24 protein-coding genes are annotated in these 23,189 nt (G+C 47.3%); 20 read left to right on the top strand and 4 right to left on the bottom strand.

What is annotated here, in order from left to right:
• Positions 1-49: 49 nt before the first annotated feature.
• The 3 genes from ACJMM4_RS08530 to ACJMM4_RS08520 all read right to left on the bottom strand — a co-directional run bounded on the left by ACJMM4_RS08530 (position 50) and on the right by ACJMM4_RS08520 (position 2,402).
• Positions 50-1,420 carry a sodium-dependent transporter gene (locus tag ACJMM4_RS08530; protein WP_405384011.1) on the bottom strand — a complete coding sequence of 457 codons (1,371 nt, stop codon included), beginning with the start codon at positions 1,418-1,420 and terminating at the stop codon, positions 50-52.
• Positions 1,421-1,554: 134 nt separating this feature from the next.
• Positions 1,555-1,983, bottom strand: coding sequence for a DUF3887 domain-containing protein (locus ACJMM4_RS08525; protein WP_405384009.1), 429 nt, complete (start codon positions 1,981-1,983; stop codon positions 1,555-1,557).
• Positions 1,984-2,099: 116 nt separating this feature from the next.
• Positions 2,100-2,402, bottom strand: a complete 303-nt coding sequence (locus tag ACJMM4_RS08520; RefSeq protein ID WP_405378713.1) for a hypothetical protein — start codon at positions 2,400-2,402, stop codon at positions 2,100-2,102.
• 153 nt (positions 2,403-2,555) lie between these two features.
• Between ACJMM4_RS08520 and ACJMM4_RS08515 the strand changes: the two genes are divergently transcribed.
• The 13 genes from ACJMM4_RS08515 to ileS all read left to right on the top strand — a co-directional run bounded on the left by ACJMM4_RS08515 (position 2,556) and on the right by ileS (position 15,894).
• Positions 2,556-2,750, top strand: a complete 195-nt coding sequence (locus ACJMM4_RS08515) for a hypothetical protein (protein ID WP_405378715.1) — start codon at positions 2,556-2,558, stop codon at positions 2,748-2,750.
• A 15-nt stretch (positions 2,751-2,765) separates the two neighbouring features.
• Positions 2,766-4,067 carry an amidohydrolase gene (locus tag ACJMM4_RS08510; RefSeq protein ID WP_405378717.1) on the top strand — a complete coding sequence of 434 codons (1,302 nt, stop codon included), beginning with the start codon at positions 2,766-2,768 and terminating at the stop codon, positions 4,065-4,067.
• A 26-nt stretch (positions 4,068-4,093) separates the two neighbouring features.
• Positions 4,094-4,714 (top strand): hypothetical protein, encoded by a 621-nt coding sequence (locus ACJMM4_RS08505; RefSeq protein ID WP_405384007.1) that lies wholly within the window; start codon positions 4,094-4,096, stop codon positions 4,712-4,714.
• 38 nt (positions 4,715-4,752) lie between these two features.
• The gene (fsa, locus tag ACJMM4_RS08500; RefSeq protein WP_405378721.1) at positions 4,753-5,400 is read left to right on the top strand and encodes a fructose-6-phosphate aldolase; all 648 of its coding nucleotides are present in this window, start codon (positions 4,753-4,755) and stop codon (positions 5,398-5,400) included.
• Positions 5,401-5,411: 11 nt separating this feature from the next.
• A complete protein-coding gene (locus ACJMM4_RS08495) occupies positions 5,412-6,449 on the top strand; it encodes a copper amine oxidase (RefSeq protein ID WP_405378723.1) in 1,038 nt (345 codons plus the stop codon).
• A 298-nt stretch (positions 6,450-6,747) separates the two neighbouring features.
• Positions 6,748-8,142, top strand: a complete 1,395-nt coding sequence (locus tag ACJMM4_RS08490; RefSeq protein ID WP_405384005.1) for an alanine/glycine:cation symporter family protein — start codon at positions 6,748-6,750, stop codon at positions 8,140-8,142.
• 186 nt (positions 8,143-8,328) lie between these two features.
• The gene (locus ACJMM4_RS08485; protein ID WP_405378727.1) at positions 8,329-9,030 is read left to right on the top strand and encodes a YggS family pyridoxal phosphate-dependent enzyme; all 702 of its coding nucleotides are present in this window, start codon (positions 8,329-8,331) and stop codon (positions 9,028-9,030) included.
• A gap of 22 nt (positions 9,031-9,052) precedes the next feature.
• On the top strand, positions 9,053-9,625 hold the full coding sequence (locus ACJMM4_RS08480; RefSeq protein WP_405378729.1) for a cell division protein SepF: 573 nt from the start codon (positions 9,053-9,055) through the stop codon (positions 9,623-9,625).
• Positions 9,613-10,437, top strand: coding sequence for a pyrroline-5-carboxylate reductase (gene proC / locus ACJMM4_RS08475; RefSeq protein WP_405378731.1), 825 nt, complete (start codon positions 9,613-9,615; stop codon positions 10,435-10,437). The genes ACJMM4_RS08480 and proC overlap by 13 nt, the downstream gene beginning before the upstream one ends.
• A 5-nt stretch (positions 10,438-10,442) precedes the next feature.
• Positions 10,443-11,228 carry an RNA-binding protein gene (locus tag ACJMM4_RS08470; protein ID WP_405378733.1) on the top strand — a complete coding sequence of 262 codons (786 nt, stop codon included), beginning with the start codon at positions 10,443-10,445 and terminating at the stop codon, positions 11,226-11,228.
• Positions 11,229-11,239: 11 nt separating this feature from the next.
• Positions 11,240-12,061 carry a DivIVA domain-containing protein gene (locus ACJMM4_RS08465; protein WP_405378735.1) on the top strand — a complete coding sequence of 274 codons (822 nt, stop codon included), beginning with the start codon at positions 11,240-11,242 and terminating at the stop codon, positions 12,059-12,061.
• Positions 12,062-12,076: 15 nt separating this feature from the next.
• On the top strand, positions 12,077-12,748 hold the full coding sequence (locus ACJMM4_RS08460) for a histidine phosphatase family protein (protein ID WP_405384003.1): 672 nt from the start codon (positions 12,077-12,079) through the stop codon (positions 12,746-12,748).
• Positions 12,749-13,104: 356 nt separating this feature from the next.
• The gene (gene ileS, locus ACJMM4_RS08455) at positions 13,105-15,894 is read left to right on the top strand and encodes an isoleucine--tRNA ligase (protein ID WP_405384001.1); all 2,790 of its coding nucleotides are present in this window, start codon (positions 13,105-13,107) and stop codon (positions 15,892-15,894) included.
• A gap of 418 nt (positions 15,895-16,312) precedes the next feature.
• Here the strand turns inward: ileS and ilvA are convergent, their stop codons facing one another.
• A complete protein-coding gene (gene ilvA, locus ACJMM4_RS08450) occupies positions 16,313-17,527 on the bottom strand; it encodes a threonine ammonia-lyase (protein ID WP_405383998.1) in 1,215 nt (404 codons plus the stop codon).
• Positions 17,528-17,867: 340 nt separating this feature from the next.
• Between ilvA and prmA the strand changes: the two genes are divergently transcribed.
• The 7 genes from prmA (at position 17,868) to floA (ending at position 23,184) form a co-directional block, all read left to right on the top strand.
• Positions 17,868-18,806, top strand: a complete 939-nt coding sequence (gene prmA, locus ACJMM4_RS08445) for a 50S ribosomal protein L11 methyltransferase (protein WP_405383996.1) — start codon at positions 17,868-17,870, stop codon at positions 18,804-18,806.
• Entirely contained in the window at positions 18,807-19,550 is a 744-nt protein-coding gene (locus ACJMM4_RS08440) for a 16S rRNA (uracil(1498)-N(3))-methyltransferase (protein ID WP_405383994.1), read from the top strand.
• A gap of 6 nt (positions 19,551-19,556) precedes the next feature.
• Entirely contained in the window at positions 19,557-20,870 is a 1,314-nt protein-coding gene (gene mtaB / locus ACJMM4_RS08435; RefSeq protein ID WP_405383992.1) for a tRNA (N(6)-L-threonylcarbamoyladenosine(37)-C(2))-methylthiotransferase MtaB, read from the top strand.
• A gap of 92 nt (positions 20,871-20,962) precedes the next feature.
• Complete coding sequence (locus ACJMM4_RS08430) at positions 20,963-21,301, top strand: histidine triad nucleotide-binding protein (protein WP_405378751.1); 339 nt, start codon at positions 20,963-20,965, stop codon at positions 21,299-21,301.
• 130 nt (positions 21,302-21,431) lie between these two features.
• Positions 21,432-21,608 carry a 30S ribosomal protein S21 gene (rpsU, locus tag ACJMM4_RS08425; protein ID WP_021720854.1) on the top strand — a complete coding sequence of 59 codons (177 nt, stop codon included), beginning with the start codon at positions 21,432-21,434 and terminating at the stop codon, positions 21,606-21,608.
• Positions 21,609-21,623: 15 nt separating this feature from the next.
• Positions 21,624-22,073, top strand: a complete 450-nt coding sequence (locus tag ACJMM4_RS08420) for a GatB/YqeY domain-containing protein (RefSeq protein WP_405378754.1) — start codon at positions 21,624-21,626, stop codon at positions 22,071-22,073.
• Positions 22,074-22,170: 97 nt separating this feature from the next.
• Positions 22,171-23,184, top strand: a complete 1,014-nt coding sequence (gene floA / locus ACJMM4_RS08415; RefSeq protein WP_405383991.1) for a flotillin-like protein FloA — start codon at positions 22,171-22,173, stop codon at positions 23,182-23,184.
• The last annotated feature ends 5 nt before the right edge of the window (positions 23,185-23,189 follow it).

The raw sequence follows: 23,189 nt of genomic DNA, 5'->3' as shown, positions 1-23,189 counted from the left end.
GCGTTGGACTTTTTGTTTGGGTTAGTTTTTGCTTAGCGAAAGTTTAAAATTATTTATTGAACAGTGCCCAATAACCATTGGCGAAGATTACCAATACGATTAAAGGCAGAATGTAGGTAATGTAGAAGCGCAGTGCTTTGGGGAAAGGGACGCCGCTACCGGTGTCTGCTTCGCGGATGAAATTATCCCAGCCCCAACCATAACGGCTGGTGCAGAAAGCCAAGTACACAAGGCTTCCTAAAGGCAACAGGTTGTTACTTACGAGAAAGTCTTCCAAATCAAGGATGCAGCTGCCTTTGCCCATGGGCTGGATATTGCTCCACAGGTTGAAGCCCAATACGCAGGGCAAGGAAAGGACGATAATGCCTACGATGCACCAACGGATAACGCGACGGCGCTCCCAGCCGCTTAAATCGCACAGGCAGGAAGTAATATTTTCAAATACGGCGATAACCGTGGACATAGCGGCGAAGAGCATAAAGAGGAAGAACAGGGTGCCCCACAGTTGGCCGCCTGCCATAGCGTTGAATACGTTGGGCAGAGTTACGAACAGCAGGCCGGGACCACCACCGGGGGTGATGCCAAAGCTGAAGCAGGCAGGGAAGATAATGAGGCCGGAAATAATGGCAACAAAGGTATCCAGCGCCATAATCCACATAGCTTCGCCTGTCAAACGTTGTTCCTTGCCAATGTAGCTGCCAAAGATAGCCAAAGCACCGATACCCAAGCTGAGGGTGAAGAAGGCTTGACCCATAGCAGCGAAGATAACTTCTTGAATACCATGCTCTACAACTTTACTAAAGTCCGGGTACAAGTAATATTTAAGACCTGCAGCGCTGTTAGGCAGCATGATGGAGTTTACTGCCAATACCAGCATGAGGATGAGCAGGCAGGTCATCATGTTCTTGGTGATGCGCTCGACACCGTCTTTAATGCCAAGATAGCAAACACCGAAGCACATCAGGACAATAATCACCATATTGACGCCCATGGTTACAGGATCTGCCAACAGGCTGCCAAAGATATTAGCTACGCCGTTAGCATCGAGGCCTACAAAACCGCCTACAGCCATTTTGTACAGGTAGTACAGCATCCAACCGGAAACAGTGGTGTAGAACATCATCAAGATAACATTGCCGGCAATAGCACCGTATTTATACCAATGCCATTTGGTGCCTTTGGGTTCTAGCATGTCGAAGGATAACGCTGCGCTACGCACGCTGGCGCGGCCTACGGCGAACTCCGCTACCATAATGGGCAGGCCCAAAAGCAGCAGGAAGCACAGGTAGATGAGTACGAAGGAGGCACCACCATACTGACCTGTAATAAAGGGGAAACGCCATACATTGCCAAGCCCGATGGCGCAGCCCGCCGAAATTAAAATAAAACTGATTCGGGAAGAAAAACTTTCTCTTTCCACTAAATTCATCCTTTCCATCATAGGTACGTACCTATTGTGTAAATTATCTGTATTCTCATAATTATATAGGAAATAATAAGGATATTCAAGTATAAAAATAGCCTCGGAGCAAATCCGAGGCTAAAAGGTATCAATTATTTCTTTTCTTGGTTTTCTGCAGGTTTATTAGCATTGAAAGCGAAGTCGGTGAGTTTATTTTGTTTATCGAATTGGAAAATCATAACTACGCTTTTTTCTTTGGAGAAGGATGCCAAATAAATTACGCGGTCTGCTTGGTCAAAACGTTGGAAAGTGAAGAATTTTGCCTCTTTCAGGTTACCGAATTTTTCTTTTACCGCTTTTTGCAAAGCATCATAGCCTTTTTCTCCTAAAGTTTCATTAAGCTTAGCGCTGAGCAGAGGAGAAACAGCAGTGTAAGCGGGAACAGGCTCACCGTCAAAAGCATCAATGAAAGTAGTAGCAGCTTTTTGTTGTTTGTTCAGGTCGCTACCATCGCTAGCGAAGCACACGGTTGCACTTGCCAAGGTAAAGAGCATGGTTAAGAGTACGAGTAATTTTTTCATAGTTAAAATCTCCTTTAAAATATATTTTATGTGAGAGCTAACACATTATGACAATTTTGTAAATGACACAGGAAAAACACAGCTTGCCTAAAGTTTTATGCTATAATGCTAAAAACTTATTTTTTAGGCAGTTTGTAGTTTCGCAGTGCTTCCAGCAGTTCAGCGGAGTTTGCGGGATATTGTGCACATAAATTTTTCAGTGCGGCAAAATTTTTCAACTCCACGCCCCATAGGAAGCAGTCCGCATCATCATAGGCAGCTACAACGATGAAGTTTTTCTCATTGACAGGAGTTTTACCCAAATCATCAGTGAGCATAATGTAGTTCGTGCCAAAATCCATACCGTAGACGGTGATGTTTTCTTCAGGAGTAGTGTCCTCCCAAAAGCCCAATTTTTCGAAGTCAAGAGCGCTTAACATAATGCACCTCTTTCTTAATATGATTTCTATCCTACATTGTACCATACTTTTGGCAAAATTTGTGTAAGATTTTGTGAAAAAAAGGGAGCAAGCTGTTTTAGCAGTGGCTTTTGTGTTATAATTAGTTGTTGTTAAATATGCAGGAGGTGCGCTATGAAAAGAAAAGCAGAGCAACTGTTGCAGGTGGAGTTTATTTGTCCTGCCTGTGGCAAGCATCTGGCGTGGGCGTTGCCAACTGCTGCCATAAGCTGTCCGTACTGCGGAATGTGGGTTACTGATAAAAATAGGCACAAACCGCAGGGAGAAGTCTATCTGCCTGTGGACAGCGAGCAAACGGTACTTTTTTGAATGGGGGTTTTTGATATGTCAACTGTTTGGGAACAAGCACAAGCTATGAAAGAAGAGATGGTAGCACGCCGCAGAGATCTGCATACGCATCCGGAAACAGGTTGGACTGAGTTCCGCACTGCTGCCATGGTTATTAAAGAACTGCGCAGTTTGGGTTATGCAGTTACTTTTGGTGCAGATGTTATTGATGAAAAATCTATGATGGGCGTGCCCAGCGCTGCTGAATTGGAAAAATATATGGAACGCGCTATTGCTGAAGGTGCGGATGCAGAATTGGTTAAAGCAATGGCTGGTGGTAAGACCGGTGTAGTGGCAGTGCTTAAAACCGGCAAGCCGGGCAAAACTGTTGCTTTCCGCTTTGACATGGACTGCAACGATGTGGACGAAGATGACAGTGCAGATCACCGTCCTGCTAAGGAAGGTTTTGCTTCCCAACATCTCCATGCAATGCACGCTTGCGGCCATGACGGCCACGTAACCATTGGCTTGGCTGCTGCGAAGCTAATTGCAGAACATAAGGATGAACTTGCAGGTACCATTAAATTGATTTTCCAACCTGCGGAAGAAGGTGTACGTGGCGCTTACGCTATGGTAAACGCAGGTGTTGTTGATAATGTAGATTATTTATTCGGCGGTCACATCGGTTTCAAAGCTACTGCTGACAACGAACTAGTTACTATGACCGATGGTTTCCTTGCTACCACCAAACTGGATGCGGTGTTCAAAGGCGTATCTGCTCATGCAGGCGCAGCACCGGAGCAAGGCAAGAATGCTTTACTGGCGGCGGCACAGGCTGCAATTTCTTTGAGCACTATTTCCCGTCACAGCCAAGGCTCTAGCCGCATTAATGTAGGCGTGCTCAACGCAGGCACAGGTCGTAATGTAGTGCCCGATATTGCATCTTTGAAGTTGGAAACTCGTGGCGCTACTACCGAAATTAACAACTTTATGGTTAGCGAAGCTCGCCGTATGTTGCAGGCTTGCGCAGATATGTACGATGTTACCTTGGAAGTATCCATGGCTGGCGGTGCTCCTGCTTGCTTGGCTGATGCAGAACTTGGTCACGAAGTTGCAGAATTGGCGAAAGCTAAATGTCATTATGACGGTATTAGCGAATATGTGGATATGGGTGGCAGCGAAGACTGCGGTTACTTTATGGAACGCGTACAACAAAATGGTGGTCGAGCACTGTATATGATGTATGGTACTCATATTGCTGCAGGCCATCACAACCGCCACTTTGATTTCAATGAAGAATGTCTGTGGAAAGCAGCAGCTACTTTGACAGAGCTGGCTATCCACTATACCAACAAATAATTTACTGATTTACTGAGGAGGTACTCATGAAGCTTTATCAAAAAATAGCAATGTTTATGACCTGTATGTGCCTGATGGGCGTTGCTAATGCAGCAGGTCTTGCCCACGTACATCGCGGCGAAGCGGTGTCCCGCAGCGGGCTCTTGGTGAAGCCTGATGTGGTGCGTGCTCCCCAAATGCAAGTGTTATGCGGCACTATTGCCCAAGTGGAGGGCGACCGTGTTCTGGTGAAAGCGGAAGACGGCAACAGCGTGGAAGTGCTTTACGACCGTTCTACCTATATTGTGGACGGTGCTAGCGGTAAATTGCGCCTGCCCTTGGCGTTGCAGGCAGGGCAAAAAGTAGTTGCCTACCATTCTGCACGTATGACTCGCAGCCTGCCTCCCCAAGCACAAGGCTATGCACTGGTTTTGGGTGCGCAGGAAGAATATCTGCCCAAGTTTATGGTGGCGGATCAAGTGGAGCAAGGCGATGGCTTTGTGAAAGTGCTTAGCGCCAACCACGATATTATTGTAACTGTTACTCCGGAAGCTTGTGCTGCTTATGGCGAAATCAAGGCAGGGGACAAGCTGTTGGTGTGGAGCAAGATGATGACCATGAGCATCCCTGCTTACACTAATGGAGAAAAGGTTGTCGTATTGCCCTAAGATAAAGGGTAAATCATAATCGGAAAGAGGTTTTTGTGATGAAAATTTTCATGGATACTGCTAATGTGGAAGAAATTGCCCGCTTTGTAGATTGGGGCGTTGTTTATGGCGTAACCACCAACCCTAGCCTGATTGCTAAAAGCGGTCGTACCCAGGCGGAGGTTATTCCGGAAATTGCTGCTTTAGTGGAGGGCCCTGTTAGTGCCGAAGTTATCAGCACTGAATGTGCAGGCATGGTAGAGGAAGCACGCAAGCTAGTTAAAATTGCTAAGAATATCGTTATCAAGATTCCCTGCATTCCTGAAGGTTTGAAAGCAGTAAAGATTTTGGCTGCAGAAGGCATTAAGACCAATGTAACCTTAGTGTTCAGCATGTCCCAGGCTTTGATGGCTGCTCGTGCAGGTGCAACCTATGTAAGCCCCTTCATCGGTCGTTTAGATGATATTGGTGAAGATGGCGTACAATTGGTAGCAAATATTGTGAAAGCATTCAAACTTTACGGCATTGAAACCGAAGTTATTGCTGCCAGCATCCGCAATTTGGAACACGTGGACAAGGTTATGCTCACCGGTTGCCAGATCGCTACCATTCCTACCAAGGTTTTGGAACAGATGATTAAGCATCCTTTGACTGATAAGGGCTTGGCACAATTTATGGCTGATTATCAAAATAGCTTAAAAAAATAAGGTGACCTTGAATGTTTTTTATGAAATTGCTTGCTGCCTTGGGCATAGCTTGTGCCTTGGGCGGCAGTGCTTCTGCCCAAACACCTGTGACTATTCCCGAAGATTATCCTGCTAAGGAAGTGGATGCAGAGTTTACGGCAGATGGACCTACGTTGCTTTTTTCTGATAGCCCGGAAATGGTTTATAAGACGGGCGTGCTCTATCGTGATACGGTGAAGGGCAAGCTGCGCTTGTTCTTCCATCATGTGAACGCGGTGGAGCAGGATAAAAAATTGGCAGTGTTGGTTAAAAATGAAGACCAGTTGCGCCCTGCTGCCTATAAGATTACCCGTAGCGGCGTAGGAAATTTGTCCTACAACTATATGGAAGCAGGCAAGGAAGCGCAGCAGTTATACTTTGCTGATGCCCAAAAGACACAGCAGGGAAAGCTGGGCTTTGGAGAACAAGTAGAACTTTTAAGTGGCAAAGGCGTTGTTGTACCGCAAAATATGCTGCTGACAGGCACTGTGGACTTTGAACTAACGCGTCCTGCCCAAGTAACTGTGCTGATGGGCGAAAAAGCCAGCAATCTGGAGTTTTATAATGAAGCTGCACCGATTCAACCTATGGACGAACATCCCTTGCGCGGTACTTTCGCTAACAGCGATTGGCACTACAAGGTAAAGAAGGCAGTGAGCGTGAAAGGCGGTCCGCAAAAGCTGAAGCTGGCTGGCGCTGAAGAAGGCTATGCCCAAGGTGTGGATGCTACTACGGGAAAACCAGCGGAGAACTATGGTAATTACGGCGTTATTTATTACGTAGACTTTAAGGTGAAAGGCAAAAAGCCTGTAAGCTTTATTGTGAACCCCATTGGCGGCGAGTTCGCCGGCTATGGGGTGCTGGTAAGCAAGGAAGGACGTCATTTGGTGGCTATTCCCGAAAATGCTTTGTATTTAGGTGCGAATATTGAGGAAGCAGTGGAGCTGGGCAAGCTGTCAAAAGGGGAGTACACTTTTATCTGGTCTCCGCCCGGTGCCTCCAATTTACCGATTGAACTTATTTGGCGTTAAAAGTAAATAATGCATTTAAAAAGGCGTATGTGGATTTTGGGTCTGCATACGCTTTTGTTTTATAATGAAATATAGGGTAAGAAACGTAATTTATAGAAGTTGCAGATGATTTACGTCAAGAAATTCTTCACACAATTCTCTTAAATAGTGTAGCATAATACAGAAAAGTATATCCGTATACGTGTATACAATTGCTTGGAAGTATTGTGTTTGCCATGAGCATGTGTTACAATAATGAACGTGTTCTGATGGAAAAGACACAACTAGTGTTAAATTATTTTTTGAGGGGGATTTACACATGCTAGAATTTTTGAATGCTTTTAACAGTTTCGTCTGGGGCCCGCCCCTAATGATTCTTTTGATTGGTACGGGCATTATGCTCACCATCCGCTTGGGTTTGCTGCAAGTTGTCAAGCTGCCTAAAGCGTTGTCCTTGATCTTCTCCGCCCGCAACAACGGCAGCGGTGACGTAAGCAGCTTCCAAGCTCTGTGCACTGCTTTGGCTGCTACCGTAGGTACCGGCAACATCGTTGGTGTTGCTACCGCAGTTAAACTGGGTGGTCCCGGTGCACTGTTCTGGATGTGGATTGCCGCTTTCTTCGGTATGGCTACCAAATATGCTGAAGGTGTACTTGCTGTAAAATACCGTACCATGGATGCTAACGGCAATGCTTCCGGCGGTCCCATGTACTACATTGAACAAGGCTTGGGCAAAAGCTACAAACCCTTGGCAGTAATGTTCGCTATCTTCGGTGCTATGACTGCGGCTCTGGGCAGCGGTACCTTCACTCAAGTAAACGCTATTACTTCCATCGTTAATGTATCCTTCGACGTTCCTGTATACTATACTGCAGCAGTACTCACTGTACTGGTTGCTGTAATCACCATCGGCGGCCTGCAATCCATTGCTAAGGTTGCCAGCAAAATCGTTCCTTTCATGGCTGCCCTGTATGTAATCAGTGCTATCAGCATTCTGGTTATGTATGCAGATGTTCTGCCTGCAGCTATTAAACTGGTTATCGACAGCGCTTTCAATACCACTGCTGCTAGCGGCGGTTTCTTGGGCGCATCCGTAATGTTGGCTATGCGCAGCGGTATTGCCCGCGGTATTTACTCCAACGAAGCAGGCTTGGGTTCCGCTCCCATCGTTGCAGCTGCTGCTAAAACCAAATGGCCTGCAGAACAAGGCTTGATTTCCATGACCGGTACTTTTATTGATACCATCATCATCTGCACCATGACCGGTTTGACCTTGATTGTTTCCGGCGTGTGGTGTGGCGATGTTAACGGTGCTGCTATGACCGAGGCTGCTTTCGCTAGCGCTTTCCCCAGCATTGCTAAATATCTGCTGACCGGTGGTTTGGTACTCTTCGCTTTCAGCACTATCATTGGCTGGTGCTACTACGGCGAACGCTGCATCGAATACCTCTTCGGTGTTAAAGGCATTATGCCCTACCGTCTGGTTTACATCGGTCTGGTTGGCGCAGGCGTATTCCTGAAATTGGAAACCATTTGGGTTATCGCTGATATCGTAAACGGCCTGATGGCAATTCCTAACTTGATTGCTTTGGTTGGCCTGAGCGGCGTAGTTGTGGCTGAAACCAAACGTTACTTTGAATATTTTGAAAGAGTTAACGCTCGTAAATACAGCATTGAACACGCTCATGAAGAAGTTGGCGTTGTTGCAGAGTAATCCCTAAAATATAATAGATAGAAAAAGAAAGGCCATCCCTGTCGCTTGCTCGATGAGGATGGTCTTTTAGATATGAAAAGAGTTGTAGTAATCTTCTAAGATAAAGTTCCCTTTGCATAGACAAGGGACGCTTTTTTGTGCTAAAATAAAGTGATAGATTATATTTTACTGAAAGTGGTGAAGTATATGTTAGCTGATAATTTAAAAGTAGTGCGTGAGCATATTGCCAATGCTGTTGCACTGCGTAAGGATAAAGCTATGCTTACAGGCGACACTGTAACGCTAGTGGCAGTAACGAAGAATCATCCGCCACAAGTGATTACGGATATCCAAGCTTTGGGCGTGCCCAACGTAGGTGAGAACAGAGTGCAGGAGGCTAAGCATAAGCAGGAAGATTTAGGCAAGCAAGGAACATGGCATTTGATTGGCCATTTGCAAAGCAACAAGGCACGCCAGGCAGTGGCATTGTTTGATTTGATTGAATCCATCGACAGCGAGCATTTGCTGGCTACAGTGGATAAGGAAGCTGCCCGTATTGGCAAAGTGCAGGATATTTTGCTGCAGTTAAATATTGCCCACGAGGAGCAAAAAAGCGGTTTGGACCGAGAGGACTACTTGGCTCTGCTGCCCAAGCTGGAGCAATATAAAAATGTGCGCTTGCGTGGGTTGATGGTTATTGCGCAAAAATGTGATAATGTGGAAGAAACACGTCCTGTATTCGCGGCAGGCTATCGCGCTTTTGTACGTCTCAAAGCTGTGCGACCGGAAGTGGATGTGCTCTCTATGGGTATGAGCAATGACTATATGATTGCGGTAGAAGAAGGCGCTAATATTGTACGCGTTGGTACCGCTCTTTTTGGTGCAAGGGATTATAGTTATCAATACTAAATTATAGAAATGTGGTGGATGTATGAAACTTATTGACAAGATTATGGACGCATTGAGCTTGTATGACGAAGAAGAAATGGATGAGGAATTGGAGCTGAAGAAGCCTCTGCCGGCAAAAGAGACTGCTGCCCGTCCTTCTATGTTCCGTAACAAGGGTGTAACCCCCAACCGTACGGATATGCCTAAAACTGATGCAGAAGCGGCCGATAAGACAAAAAAACCTGTTTTCAGTTTTAAAAAGCCGGGAGCGGAAGTGCCTAAACCACAAGATAATATTATGGGCAAGCGCACTTTGAGCCTGCCTGTAGCCAACAAATTGGTCAGCGTAGTGGTGTTAGAGCCCGTAAGCTTCGACGATTCCCAAAAGGTTGCTGATTATCTCCGTGGCAGTCAGCCTGTGGTAGTCAATTTCCAAAATACTGACAACATTGTAGCAAAACGTATGACGGATTTTGTTAGCGGTACTATTTATGCCTTGGGTGGCAGTATGAAAAAGTTAGGTCGCAACATCTTGATCTGCGCTCCTAAGAACGTTGACATCGACGCAGGTGAAGAACTGTACGATGAAGGAGGCGAACAGCCGTGGAAGAAGTAAAGCTGGCTGTGCAAAAAATTGCTTTCGTTGGCGGTGGCGCTATGGCGGAGGCTATTATTAAAGGAATTATCGGAGGCGGACTACTACCTGCGGACGCTATTTACGTGGGCAACCGTACCCAAAAGCGTTGCGATTATTTAAACGCGAACTATGGGGTGCACGCTATGACTGATAACTGCGTTGCTGTAGCTGATGCAGATTTGGTAATTTTCGCTGTGAAGCCTCAAGTTGCACCTGTGGCTTTAACTGCGGAGCTAATCGCTTCCATGAAAAAATCTGCTTGGGTGTTGAGCATTATGGGCAGCGTTTCTATCGAGCAACTGCACAAGTATGCGCCCAATTTCCCCGTAATCCGCACTATGCCTAACACTCCCTTGGCTTGCGGTGCAGGCATGACAGCAATCTGCTGTGATGAAAATATTACGGAAACTATGAAGAGTGACGCTGCAGCAATTTTCAATAGCTGTGGTGAAACAGAATTTGTAGACGAAAAAGCTATTGAAGCTATTACTGCTATCAGCGGTTGTGGTCCCGGTTACTGCTTTGTGATTATTGATGCACTGGCTGATGCGGGTGTCCGTGCAGGTTTGCCCCGCGCTTTGGCTATTAAACTGGCTGCTCAGACTATGGCAGGCAGCGGCAAGCTGTGCATTGAAAGCGGTCTGCATCCTGCCCAACTGCGCGACCAAGTTACCAGTCCCGGCGGTACTACTATCGCCGGTATTCATGCGTTGGAAAACCATGGAGTGCGTGGTGCTTTTTATGATGCGGTACAGGCAGTGCTGGCACGTAGCAAAGAATTACAGGGGTAAAGCCTATGGCAGATAGAGAGAAAATTTTACGATATTTTAAAGCAGGCGGTGACGAACAGTTGGCAGCTAAACTGCTGGACTTGGCAGAAGGCGCTAATAAAAGCCGTAAGTTCCGCGTCAGCGAGTTCCTCGACCCCCACGCCTGCAATGTGGCGGAAATCATTGCCGCTAACTTTGACAATGTCAAACTGGTGACTGACGGTGGTTTTGCCAATGCGGAACGGGTGAAGGCTGCTTATGTGGCAGAAGATTTTTACGGTCAGCCTGATTTTGGCATGGCATACTTTTTGGCAGCTTGGGATAAGCGTTATTACGATTTATCCCACCGCGATGTGTTGGGCGCTTTTATGGGCGCAGGCTGCAAACGTGAAGCCTTGGGCGATATTGTCTTTGTGCCTGAAGGGGCGCAGTTTGTAGTGGAGAAGGCGCTGGTTAATTATCTTACCGGTAATCTGACCCAGATTGGCGCTGCTCCCGTTACCTTGACGGAAATTGCCAAAGAAGACTTGCTGCAGAAGGAAGAAAAGGTGAAGGTCATCAACGCTACTGTTGCTGATTTGCGCCTAGATGCCGTTGCTGCTGCAGGCTATGGCGTATCCAGAAGCAGAATGGCGGACGAGATTAAAAGTCTGAATGTGAAGGTTAATTGGCAGGAGGCCAAGAAGCCTGCCCAAGCTGTTAACGAAGGCGATGTCCTCTCTTTCCGCGGCCGTGGTCGTGTGGAAGTGGCGGAGATTCGTGGTACTACGAAAAAGGGACGCATCAGCGTGACCTTAAAAAGATATATATAGGGAGGAAAAAGATGCTGACTCCTGATGATTTGAAGAAGAAGAGTTTTTCTAAAGGCTTCCGCGGTTACGAAACTGAAGAAGTGGACAAGTTCATGGCGGAGCTGATTAAGGAATACCAATATCTGTATCTGGATAACCTGGAACAGAAGGAAACCATTGAAAGAGTAAGCTCTAAGCTGGAATACTACCAACAAATGGAAGCGACTATGCAGAGCACTTTGACGGTAGCACAGGAAACTGCTGATGAAGTAAAGGCTGCCAGCGAAAAGAAGGCTGCTTTGCTGGAGCAGGAAACCCAAGTGAAGTGCGACAAGCAGTTGGCGGAAGCCAAAGCTGCTGCCCAAAAGCTTCACGAAGAAACCATGGCTCATGCGGAAGACCTGTACAACCAGACCAAGGCGAAAACCGACAATATGCTGCAGGCTACTATGGCAGAGTGCAATAAACTGCGCGAGGAAGCAAAAGCCTATGCAGAGAAGCTGCGCCATGCTGCCGAAGTTGACGCGGATAAACTGCGTTTGAATACAGAAGATACTTGCAAAAAACGTGCTAATTCTGCAGCGGCAGAGGCAAGCCAGCTTTTGGACAACGCCCGCAGTGAAGCAGGCAAGCTGGTGCTGGAGGCGAATACCAAGTACCGCCAATTGGTTGGGGATGCGGAGGAACGCAGCCGTAAGATTATTTTTGAGGCTGAATCCCGTGCTTCCGTAGCGGAGCAGAACTATAACAACCAAATGAAGAAATCTTTGCTACACTGCAAAAACATGCAGCATTTGTTGGAAACACAGCTAGAGCTGGTGAAAAATTTTGCGAAACAGAATCAGGAAGAGTAAGACGGAGGATGCAGGATGATTATTTTGGTGCGACATGGTGAAGCGACCCACCACACCCAGCATTTGACCGGCGGTTGGACTGATTCCACCCTGACCGACAAGGGCAGGGCGCAGCTACGGGCTGCAGCCGTAAAATTGGCTCTTGATTTTGACGGACGCAAGGAAAAACTGCGTATTCTTGCTAGCGATCTGAAGCGCGCGGCGGAGTCTGCAGAGATTATTTCGACCGCCCTTGATTTTCGTGGAGACATCGAATATTGTCCGTTCCTGCGGGAGAAGAATAACGGCGTAGCAGCGGGCATGACGGAAGAAGCAGCCAAGGAATTCTTCTGCAAGCCTGCTACGGAGCAGGAACTGGATCATCGCAATTATCCCGGCGGTGAGACCCGCAGGGAGTTTTACGAGCGTAACGCAGGCGGTTTGTGGGCTGCTGCCGACGTGGAGAAGGAAAACCTGCTTGTTGTGGCGCATAAGGGTACTATTCAAAATATTATCTTCAAATGGCTGGGGATGGATATGGAGCAGGTGGTAAAGTTCAACTACTCTGTTGATATTGCTCCTGCCAGCGTTACGGTGCTGGGCATCAACAAATGGCATGAGCATACTATTTTCCGTTTGAACGATGTGAGCCATTTGAATCATAGCGAAGGCTTTGGCGTTTTCAACTTCAAATACGAAAAGAAGTAAGAAAAATCCTGCCTTTGCTTGACTAATCCAGTGCCATAATATATAATGTATGTTGTTTTGAATATTGGAACACCGTGATGAAGAGAGTAACTTGTGGTGCGGGTTAAGCGAATCGGGGAGGGTGGAAGCCCGGTCGGTAGCAGTGCAGGTGAAAATCACTTCGGAGTGGACGGGGCGAAAGCAGTAGCCTCGTACGGGAGCGCCCGATAAAGCGCACACGAGTGTCGGGAAATATCCCGTCATGAGGGTGGTACCACGGAGTATCTATGTAAATTTTAGCTTCGTCCCTTGTTGGGACGGAGCTTTTTTAATGCTATGCGTTAATAAGTTTGATGTATTTTTGGAGGTTATGAGTAATGGATTATGGTAAAACACTGAATCTGCCCGAAACAGAGTTCCCCATGCGCGCAGGCTTGCCGCAACGCGAACCTGACTTTTTGAAATTCTGGCAGGAAAATGATATCTACAATAAAAAAGAAGCTCTGCGTGCAGGTGCTCCTAAATTTGTATTGCATGACGGCCCTCCCTATGCCAACGGCAAAATCCACATGGGTCACGCGCTGAACAAAATTCTGAAAGATATCATCATGAAATATAAATATGCTCAAGGTTTTGGCACTCCTTATGTTCCCGGTTGGGATACTCACGGTATGCCTATCGAGCATGCTTGCATTAAAGAATTGGGCTTGAACCGCAAAGAGTTGGATGTTCTGACTCTGCGCAACAAATGCCATGATTTCGCTTTGAAGTGGATTGACGTACAACGTGAAGACTTCAAACGTCTGGGTGTACTGGGCGATTGGGATCATCCCTATGTAACCCTGCATCACAGCTTTGAAGCAGAACAAATCCGCGTATTCGGCACTATGGCTAACAAAGGCTATATCTATAAAGGTAAGAAAACCGTTTACTGGTGCCCCCATTGCGAAACCGCTCTGGCTGAAGCAGAAATTGAATATGGCGAGCAAAAGACTCCGACCATCTTCGTAAAAATGCCTTTGGTAAAAGACAATGGCCAAACTCCGGAAGCTGCTAAAGGCAAAAAAGCTTACATGGTAATTTGGACCACCACCCCGTGGACCATGCCTGCTAACGTTGCAGTCTGCCTGAATCCTAATCTGGAATACGCTTGGGTTGAATGTGAAGGCGAAGTGCTCTTCATGGCTAAAGATTTGCTGGAAACAGTAGGTCAAAAATGCCATAAAGACCTTTCCAACATCCTGGGCACCACCATGGGCAAGGATATGGAATATGCAGAATGCGAGCACCCCTTCCCCGAATATAACCATCGTCGTTCCTTAGTAGTACTGGCTGACTACGTAACCTTGGAAGCTGGTACCGGTTGCGTACACACTGCTCCCGGTCATGGCGATGTCGACTTTGAAACCGGTCTGAAATACAAGCTGCCCATCCTGTGCCCTGTTGATTCCCAAGGTAAACTGACCGAAGAAGCAGGCGAACAGTTCAAAGGCCTCTTTGTATTCGACGCTAATATCCCCATCCTGAAATATCTGGCAAGCTTGAACATGCTGCTGGGCAAAGAAAATATCAAGCACCAATATGCACACTGCTGGCGCTGCAAAAACCCCATCATTTTCCGTGCAACCAGCCAATGGTTTGCTTCCGTTGATGGTTTCCGTGATGACGCATTGAAAGCTATTGCTAACGATGTAAAATGGATTCCTTCCTGGGGCGAGCAACGTATCCATAACATGGTTAGCGACCGTCATGACTGGTGCATCAGCCGTCAGCGCGTATGGGGCGTACCCATCCCCGTATTCTACTGCGACCATTGCGGCGAGCATCTGATCAACGAAGCTACCATCGAATCCGTTGCCAACTGGTTCGAAAAAGAAGGCAGTAATGCATGGTGGGCTCACTCTGCAGAAGAACTGCTGCCTGCAGGCACTGTCTGCCCCAAATGCGGTCACAACCACTTCCATAAAGAATCCGATATTATGGACGTATGGTTCGACAGCGGTTCCTCCCACATGGCAGTTGCCAACAAACGTCCGGAACTGGGCTGGCCTGTTGATATGTACCTGGAAGGCAGCGACCAACATCGCGGCTGGTTCCAATCTTCCCTGCTGACTAGCGTTGCTGTAACCGGCAAAGCTCCTTATAAACAAGTTCTGACCCACGGTTATGTTGTTGACGGCGAAGGCCGTAAGATGTCCAAATCCGTAGGCAACGTAGTTGTTCCTCAAGATGTAATCAAACAATACGGTGCTGATATCATCCGTCTGTGGGTTGCTTCCAGTGATTACAAGGCAGATATCCGTATCTCCCCCAAAATCTTGAAACAATTGGCAGAAGTATACCGCAAAATCCGTAACACCATCCGTTACATTTTAGGCAATACCAATGATTTCAATTACGAAACCGATGCAGTTCCCTTCAACGAAATGATGGAACTGGATCAATGGGCATTGATGCATCTGCAATTGCTGAAGAAGGAAGTTACCGCTGCTTATGAAGCTTATGACTTCCATGTACTGTACCATGCAATCCACAATTTCTGCACCGTGGAAATGTCCAGCTACTATCTGGATATTATCAAGGATCGCCTGTATGCTTACAAAGCAGACAGCAAGGAACGTCGTAGCGCTCAAACTGCTATGCACGAAATCCTGATGGATCTGATGGTTATGCTGTCTCCGGTACTGAGCTTCACTATGGAAGAAGTATGGCAGTTCATGAAGAAACCTGCTAATGCTCCTGAATCCGTACAAATGCTGCCTTGGCCTGCAGTTAAGGAAGAATATATTGACGAAGTACTGGAAACCAAATGGGATAACTTTATTGAAATTCGTAGCGAAATCACTAAAGTGCTGGAGCTGGCTCGTCGCGACAAGAAGATTGGTCACTCCCTGGATGCTAGCGTAGAATTGTACGCTGAAGGCGAAGCACTGGATATCCTGCGCTCTGTAGAAAGCGATTTGGCAACTCTGCTGATCGTTTCCCAAGCTAAGGTTGTAGAGGGTGCTGCTGCAGGTGCAGAAGCTACCGGTCGCGAAGACTTGAAGGTAACTGTGAACGCTGCTTCCGGTCATAAGTGCGAACGTTGCTGGATCTACAGCGACGAAGTTGGCACTGATGCCGAACATCCTACTCTGTGCAAACGTTGCGCAGAAGCTGTAAAATAAGCAGTAATTTCATAACTAATATAAGAGAAGGCTGAGCATAACGCTCAGCCTTCTTTGCATATCTATGTAGTATTTATAAAAACAAAAAAGCTGTGACATGTATTGTCATTTATCATATCCCCGCCTCACTCGCGATTTTTACGCTTATTTTTAACCCCTCAGGCAACCATACCACTGCGGTATGGTTGCCAGCTCCCCTAGTAGGGTAGCCAAGACACTTTGGCTTTACTATCGAATGGTTACTAGATATTCTAAGTAGCCTAAAGAAAAAAATACTAAAGTGCCTCGTTCCCCCTTTTTTAGGGGGATGTCATCGATGCGTAGCGAGATGACAGGGGGTTATCTATATAAGCTAAAATCGCTAATGATTCGTCTGGGGATATGATAGTAATGACTACTGTCACAGCCTTAAATTTTTTTAGTATTGAACTGTTTTGTCGTTGAGCAGGTTGAAGCCTGCAGCACGCAGTTTAGTTTTGATTTCGTCGATTTGGGCTTGGTCGCGGGTCTCCAGCTCTAAAGTCAGGTAGCAACCGGTAATGGGCATGTTCACATCGCTACGGGTGTGCTGTACGCCTACAACGTTGGCACCGCAGTGGCTGACGATTTCGCTTACTTGGCGCAGTTGGCCGGGACGGTCGTCCAGGGCGATTACCAAGTCTACCTTGCGGCCGGTAGTGATTTGACCGCGGGTAATAACGCGGGAGAGAATGTTTACGTCGATATTGCCGCCGGAAACAAGACACACGGTCTTCTTACCTTGAATAGGCAGCTTGTCAAAGAGTGCTGCTGCTACCGGAGTTGCGCCTGCACCTTCGGAAATAAGCTTTTGCTTTTCCATCAGGGTGAGGATGGCAGTAGCAATTTCGTCTTCGCTGACAGTTACGATATCATCAACGTATTGGCTGATGATTTCATAGGTAGTTTCACCGGGGGTTTTTACAGCTATACCGTCGGCAAAGGTGTTGACCTTGTCCAAGGTTTCGTATTTATGATCGCGGAAAGCGTTGTACATGCTGGCTGCACCTGCTGCCTGTACGCCGTAGATTTTAACATCGGGACGCAGGCTTTTAATAGCGAAGGCTACACCGGAAATCAAACCACCGCCGCCGATGGGGACGATAACTGCTTCCACATCAGGCAGTTGGTCCAAAATTTCCAAGCCGATGCTGCCTTGACCTGCAATAACCAGTTCATCATCGTAGGGGTGGATGAAGGTCATGCCTGTTTCTTCCTGCAGCTGTACTGCACGGTCATGGGCTTCGTCATAAGCACCGGGAACAAGCTCTACTTGGGCGCCTAAGCGTTTAGTATTTTCTACCTTCATAATAGGTGCACCGTCAGGCATGCAGATAACGCTCTTAATGCCCATGCTGGTGGCTGCCAAAGCAACGCCTTGGGCATGGTTGCCGGCGCTGCAGGCGATAACGCCTTTTGCCGCTTCTTCTTTAGTCAGTTGGCTGATTTTGTAATAGGCGCCGCGCACTTTGAAACTACCGGTAACCTGCAGGTTCTCTGTCTTTAAATACAGGTCCAGTCCTTCGCAAAGGTGGGGTGCGGCAATGAGGTCTGTTTTACGCGCTACGCTTTTCAAAACGAAGGACGCGTGATAGATTTTGTCCAGAGTTAACATTGGAACACTTCCTTTTTTCCCTTATTTCGGAAGCAGTGAATAATGTGCTCATTACTTCCTTTTGTAAAACAAAACATACTAGAGCAGGTAGTAAAGATTACCTGCTATCATATTAGTATAAAGTTTTTGCGTAATGGCGTCAAGGGGGAGAGATAAAACGGAATGGACTCCGTTTTCATGCGAAAGTTGGGAGGAAAACGGAATAGACTCCGTTTTCATGCGAAAGTTGGGAGGAAAACGGAATGGACTCCATTTTATTAGAGTTTTTCTATACAATCCATAGCATTCTAGTGTATAATAATATGATAGGTTTTAGTATTTCACGGAAGGAGTTATAGATATGAGCAATTGGTTAGAGGTTAATGTGGCTGTTACTCATGAAGCAGTGGAGGCTGTGGCAGAGATTTTAACGGAGGCAGGCTCCAAGGGCGTTGCCATTGAGGATCCCCAGCTGATCAACGATCTGCGCAACAGCGGTACTTGGGAGCTGTGCGACATTCCCGAGCAGGAGAATACAGAAGTAGTAACTGTTAGCGGTTACTATGCAGATGATGAGGAACTGCAGGGACGTTTGGCACGTATTGATGCAGAGCTGGAAGCGGTGGAAGAACGCATCGGTAAATACCGCTTTGGCAATACCCGTTTCCGCAAGGTATCCGAGCAGGATTGGGCCAACGAATGGAAGCAATATTTCCATGTAACCCATGTGGGCAAGTCCCTTGTTATTAAACCTAGCTGGGAAGATTACACTGCCAAAGAAGGCGAACACGTTATTGAAATCGATCCCGGTATGGCTTTCGGCACGGGCACGCACCACACCACTAATATGATGATGGAGCGTTTGGAGAAGGTAATGCCTGCGGACGCTACTGTTTTCGATGTAGGCACCGGCAGCGGCATTCTGGCCATTGCTGCAGCTTTGTGCGGTGCGAAGGATGTCAAAGCAGTGGATATTGATGGTGTAGCAGTACGCGTTGCTAAAGAGAACGTAGAGCATAACAAGCTCAGCGACAAGATCGAAGTACGTCAAGGTGATCTGCTCCACGGTACCGATGGCACTGCTGATGTAATCATTGCTAATATTATTGCTGATATTATTATTATGCTGCTGAAGGATATTCCTGTGAAATTGAACGACGATGGTATCTTCCTCGCCAGCGGTATTATTGAAGAACGTGTACCGGATATTGAAGCAGAAGCTGCTAAGCAAGGCCTCAAGGTGGACGCTATCGACCACCGTGGCGGCTGGGTAGTTATGCAGATGAGCAAGGTGAAATAAATGCATCGTTTTTTTGTACCTCAACTTTATAACGAGTCCATGCGTATCGAAGGCGTGGATGCGCGCCATATTAGCAAGGTGCTGCGCATGCAGCCTGGGGACAAGCTGCAAATCGTCAGTGACGACGGCGTTAGCGCTGTGGCGGAAATCGCCGCTATTGACGGTGATGGTGTAGACGTGCGCTGCTTGGAAAAATTGGCGGAGAGCCACGAACCACGTGTGCGCCTGATTCTCGCCCAAGGCTTGGCGAAAGGCGAAAAAATGGAGTTCATCATCCAAAAGGCAGTGGAGATGGGCGCCTACAGCGTAGTACCCGTTGCTATGGAGCATTCCGTAGTGCGTCTTGATGGTGCTAAAGCTGATAAAAAGGTGGAGCGCTGGCAAAAAATTGCCGAAAGCGCAGCTAAGCAAAGCAAACGCGATATTATTCCCCAAGTGCAATCTGTGCAGAGTTTAAAGGAAGCATTGGCGAACAATCCTTGCACCACGAAGATTATTGCTTATGAATGTGAGGACCGCTTGAGCTTGAAGTCCGCTCTGCGTGCAGCGGAAGCGGCAGGGGGGATTACGGACTTACTGCTCATTATCGGACCTGAGGGCGGTATCAGCGAGCAGGAGCTGGAATTAGCGCGCAGTGCAGGGGCAGTGCCCGTAAGCTTAGGTCGCCGCATTCTGCGTGCGGAAACTGCAGGCTTAGTAGCCATCAGCGCTATTTTTTACGAAACAGGAGATTTAGGAGACTGACCATAGATGAAGAAAATCGCTTTTTATACCCTTGGCTGCAAGGTTAACCAAGCAGATACTGCCAGCATGGAAGGTATCTTCCGTGCTGCAGGCTATGAGGTAGTGCCTTTCGACAGTCAAGCGGATATTTATCTGATTAACACCTGCGTAGTGACCAACACCGGACAACGCCGCTCCCGCCAGATTATCAATAGGGCGGTACGCCGCAGTCCCTTGTCACTGGTAGTAGTTACAGGCTGCTATCCCCAAACTGCGCCGGAAGAAGTGCGTGCTATTGCGGGCGTTGATGTCATCATCGGCAACCAAGAGCGTGGGCGCATTGTGGAACTGGTGGAGCAGGCTTTGGCGCATAAGCAGACGGAGATTTTGGACAACGTCCAGCAGATGACGGTGGACACCAAGTTTGAAGAAATCGGCGTAGGTACGGAGACGGATAAAACCCGCGCCTTCCTGAAGATTCAAGAGGGTTGCAACCAATACTGTACCTATTGCATTATTCCTTTTGCCCGTGGTCCCTTGCGCAGTCGCAGCTTGGAAGGTATCAAGGAAGAGGTTGCCAAACTGGTGGCTGCAGGCTACAAGGAGGTAGTCCTCATCGGTATTCATTTGGGCTGCTATGGTAAGGAGCTGCGTAAAGAGGGCAAGGATGTTTCCCTTTACGATGCGGTGCAGGCAGCTCTTTCTGTGCCCGGGGTGCAGCGTTTGCGCTTAGGCTCTTTGGAATCCGTAGAGGCGGAACCCCGTCTGCTGCAGCTTTTGGCAACGGAGCCCAGATTGTGCAAGCATCTGCATCTGCCTTTGCAAAGCGGCTGCGACAAAATTTTAAAGGCTATGCACCGTCCCTACGACACAGCAAAATTTGCCCAATTGCTGGACGAGATCAGAGCCCAAGTGCCGGATGTTGCCATTACTACGGACGTTATCGTGGGCTTCCCCGGGGAAACGGAAGCGGACTTTGCGGAAACCATGGCTTTTGCCGAGCGTTGCGGTTTTGCTAAAATGCACATCTTCCCCTACTCCAAGCGTAAGGGTACCCCTGCTGCGTCCATGCCGGAGCAGGTGACGGAGGCAGTGAAGTCTGAGCGTGCGGCACGTTTGGCAGAGGTAGATGAAAAGCTGCATCAGCGTACTTTACAAGCTATGGTGGGCAAAACTGTAGAAGTGCTGTTTGAGCAGCCTGTGGATGCAGAGCACATGGAAGGTTTGTGCGGACCGTATCTGCGTACGGTGGTAGCAGGTACGGAAGAGCTGGCAGGAGAAATCCGCAAGGTAAAAATTACCGGTATTGTTGATGATTGGCTGACCGGTGAATTGCTGTAATTTATAGGAAGATATTCTGCATTTTTAGCAGGACTTACTAATTTTGTATAGAATAATAGTAGGATAAACAGTAACGAGAGGAGGGACACCCAATGGCTGAAGATTGTATTTTTTGCAAAATCATTAAAGGAGATATCCCGTCTGCCAGAGTTTATGAAGATGATAAGATGATCGCCATCAACGATGTAGCTCCTGCTGCACCGGTGCATGTGCTGCTGCTCCCCAAGGAGCACACTCCTAACATCACTACCGCCGATCCGGAATTGGTGGCTTATATGTTGGGCAAGGTAAAGCTTATTGCTGAGAAAACCGGTATTGCAGAGAAGGGTTTCCGTGTGGTAATCAACACCGGTGATGATGGCGGCCAAACCGTTAAACATCTGCATATCCATGTAATTGGCGGTAAAGAATTAGGCTGGCCTCCCTGCTAAATAACGGTAAATTTCTTGACAATATTTGCCTTTTCCTGTATAATAGTTCAGTAAGTGTTTTTAGGTGGTAACACCGAAGAACGTACTATGTATATACACTTCCCTAAGTGTGTGGAGGGAGGGAGATCAGATGGCAGAAATTAAAGTTGGCAAGAATGAAACTTTAGACAGCGCACTGCGCAGATTTAAAAGAGCAACCCAAAAGGCAGGCATTCTTTCTGAGGTACGCAAACGCGAGCACTATGAAAAGCCTAGCGTAGCACGTAAGAAAAAATCCGAAGCAGCCCGTAAACGTAAAACCAGATAATTGGAGGTGGACGATATGTCTATAAAGGACCAATTAACTGCTGATATGAAGCAGGCTATGAAGGATAGGGAAGCAGGCAAATTACGCCTTTCCGTTATCCGCATGGTGCGTGCTAATATTAAAAACGTTGAAATCAATGACAAAAGGGAACTCAGCGATGATGAGGTTCTGGCTGTCTTGATGAAAGAGGTAAAAATGCGTCAAGACTCTTTGGAAGAATTCCAAAAGGCAGGTCGTGACGAGTTGGTTGCCCAAGCTAAGGAAGAGATTGATATCCTGAAAAAATATCTTCCCGAAGCTCTTGGTGATGACGAACTGAAAGCCATCGTAGCTGAAGTAATTGCCGCTGTCGGTGCTACCAGTCCTAAGGATATGGGTAAGGTAATGCCGGCCGTTATGGCCAAAACCAAAGGCCGTGCGGATGGCAAACGCATTAACGCTATAGTTCGTGAATTGCTCAAATAATTATGATAACCGCATCAGAGAAATCTGATGCGGTTATTTTATTTGCAGATGCTTTTATGCTATAATGGTAATATAAAGTTTTTAGGAGGTTTATTCAATGGATTTATTAATCAGCGCCATTTTTGGCAGCGGTATGATGTTCATTCTAGTTGTAGTGGGCATTGCCGTATTTTTAAATTTCGTACCCTTGGGCTTGTGGATTAGCGCCATGGCTTCCGGTGTCAATGTGGGTATTTTGAACCTGATTGGTATGCGTCTGCGCCGTGTGCCTGCGTCCCAAATCGTTCTGCCGTTGATCAAGGCGAACAAAGCAGGCTTGGACTTAAACGTTAACCAATTGGAAGCACACTATTTGGCAGGGGGCAACGTGGACCGCGTTATTGATGCGTTGATTGCTGCCCATCGCGCAGAAATCGATTTAAGCTTCGAACGTGGCTGCGCCATCGACCTTGCAGGCCGTAATGTGCTGGAAGCAGTACAGATGAGCGTTAACCCGGAAGTTATTGAAACCCCCGTTGTCAGCGCTGTGGCTAAAGATGGTATCGAGCTGAAGGTAAAGGCGCGCGTAACCGTTCGCGCTAACATTGACCGTTTGGTAGGCGGTGCAGGTGAGGCTACTATTATTGCCCGCGTCGGCGAAGGTATCGTTACTAACGTTGGTTCCAGCGATGACCACAGCAAGGTATTGGAAAACCCTGATTTTATTTCTAAAACTGTTTTGGACAAAGGCTTGGATGCAGGCACTGCTTTTGAAATCCTGTCCATTGATATTGCGGATGTAGACGTAGGCCGTAACATTGGTGCTGCCTTGATGACCGACCAAGCGGAAGCGGATAAACGCATTGCTCAAGCCCGTGCGGAAGAACGTCGTGCTATGGCTGTAGCGAAAGAGCAGGAAATGAAGGCTTATACCCAGGAAATGCAGGCTAAGGTTGTGGAAGCACAGGCGAAAGTGCCTGCTGCTATGGCTGCAGCTTTGGAAAGTGGTCGTTTGGGCGTTATGGACTACTACCGTTTGAATAATATCCAGGCTGATACTCAAATGCGCCAAACCATTGCCGAAGTAAGTCCGGAAAATGCTGAAGGAGCAGATAAGTCCGGCGGTAAATAAAGAGG

The organism is Phascolarctobacterium sp. (assembly GCF_045124115.1).
Classification (GTDB): domain Bacteria; phylum Bacillota; class Negativicutes; order Acidaminococcales; family Acidaminococcaceae; genus Phascolarctobacterium_A.
This window is presented reverse-complemented; position numbering and strand designations above follow the sequence as displayed.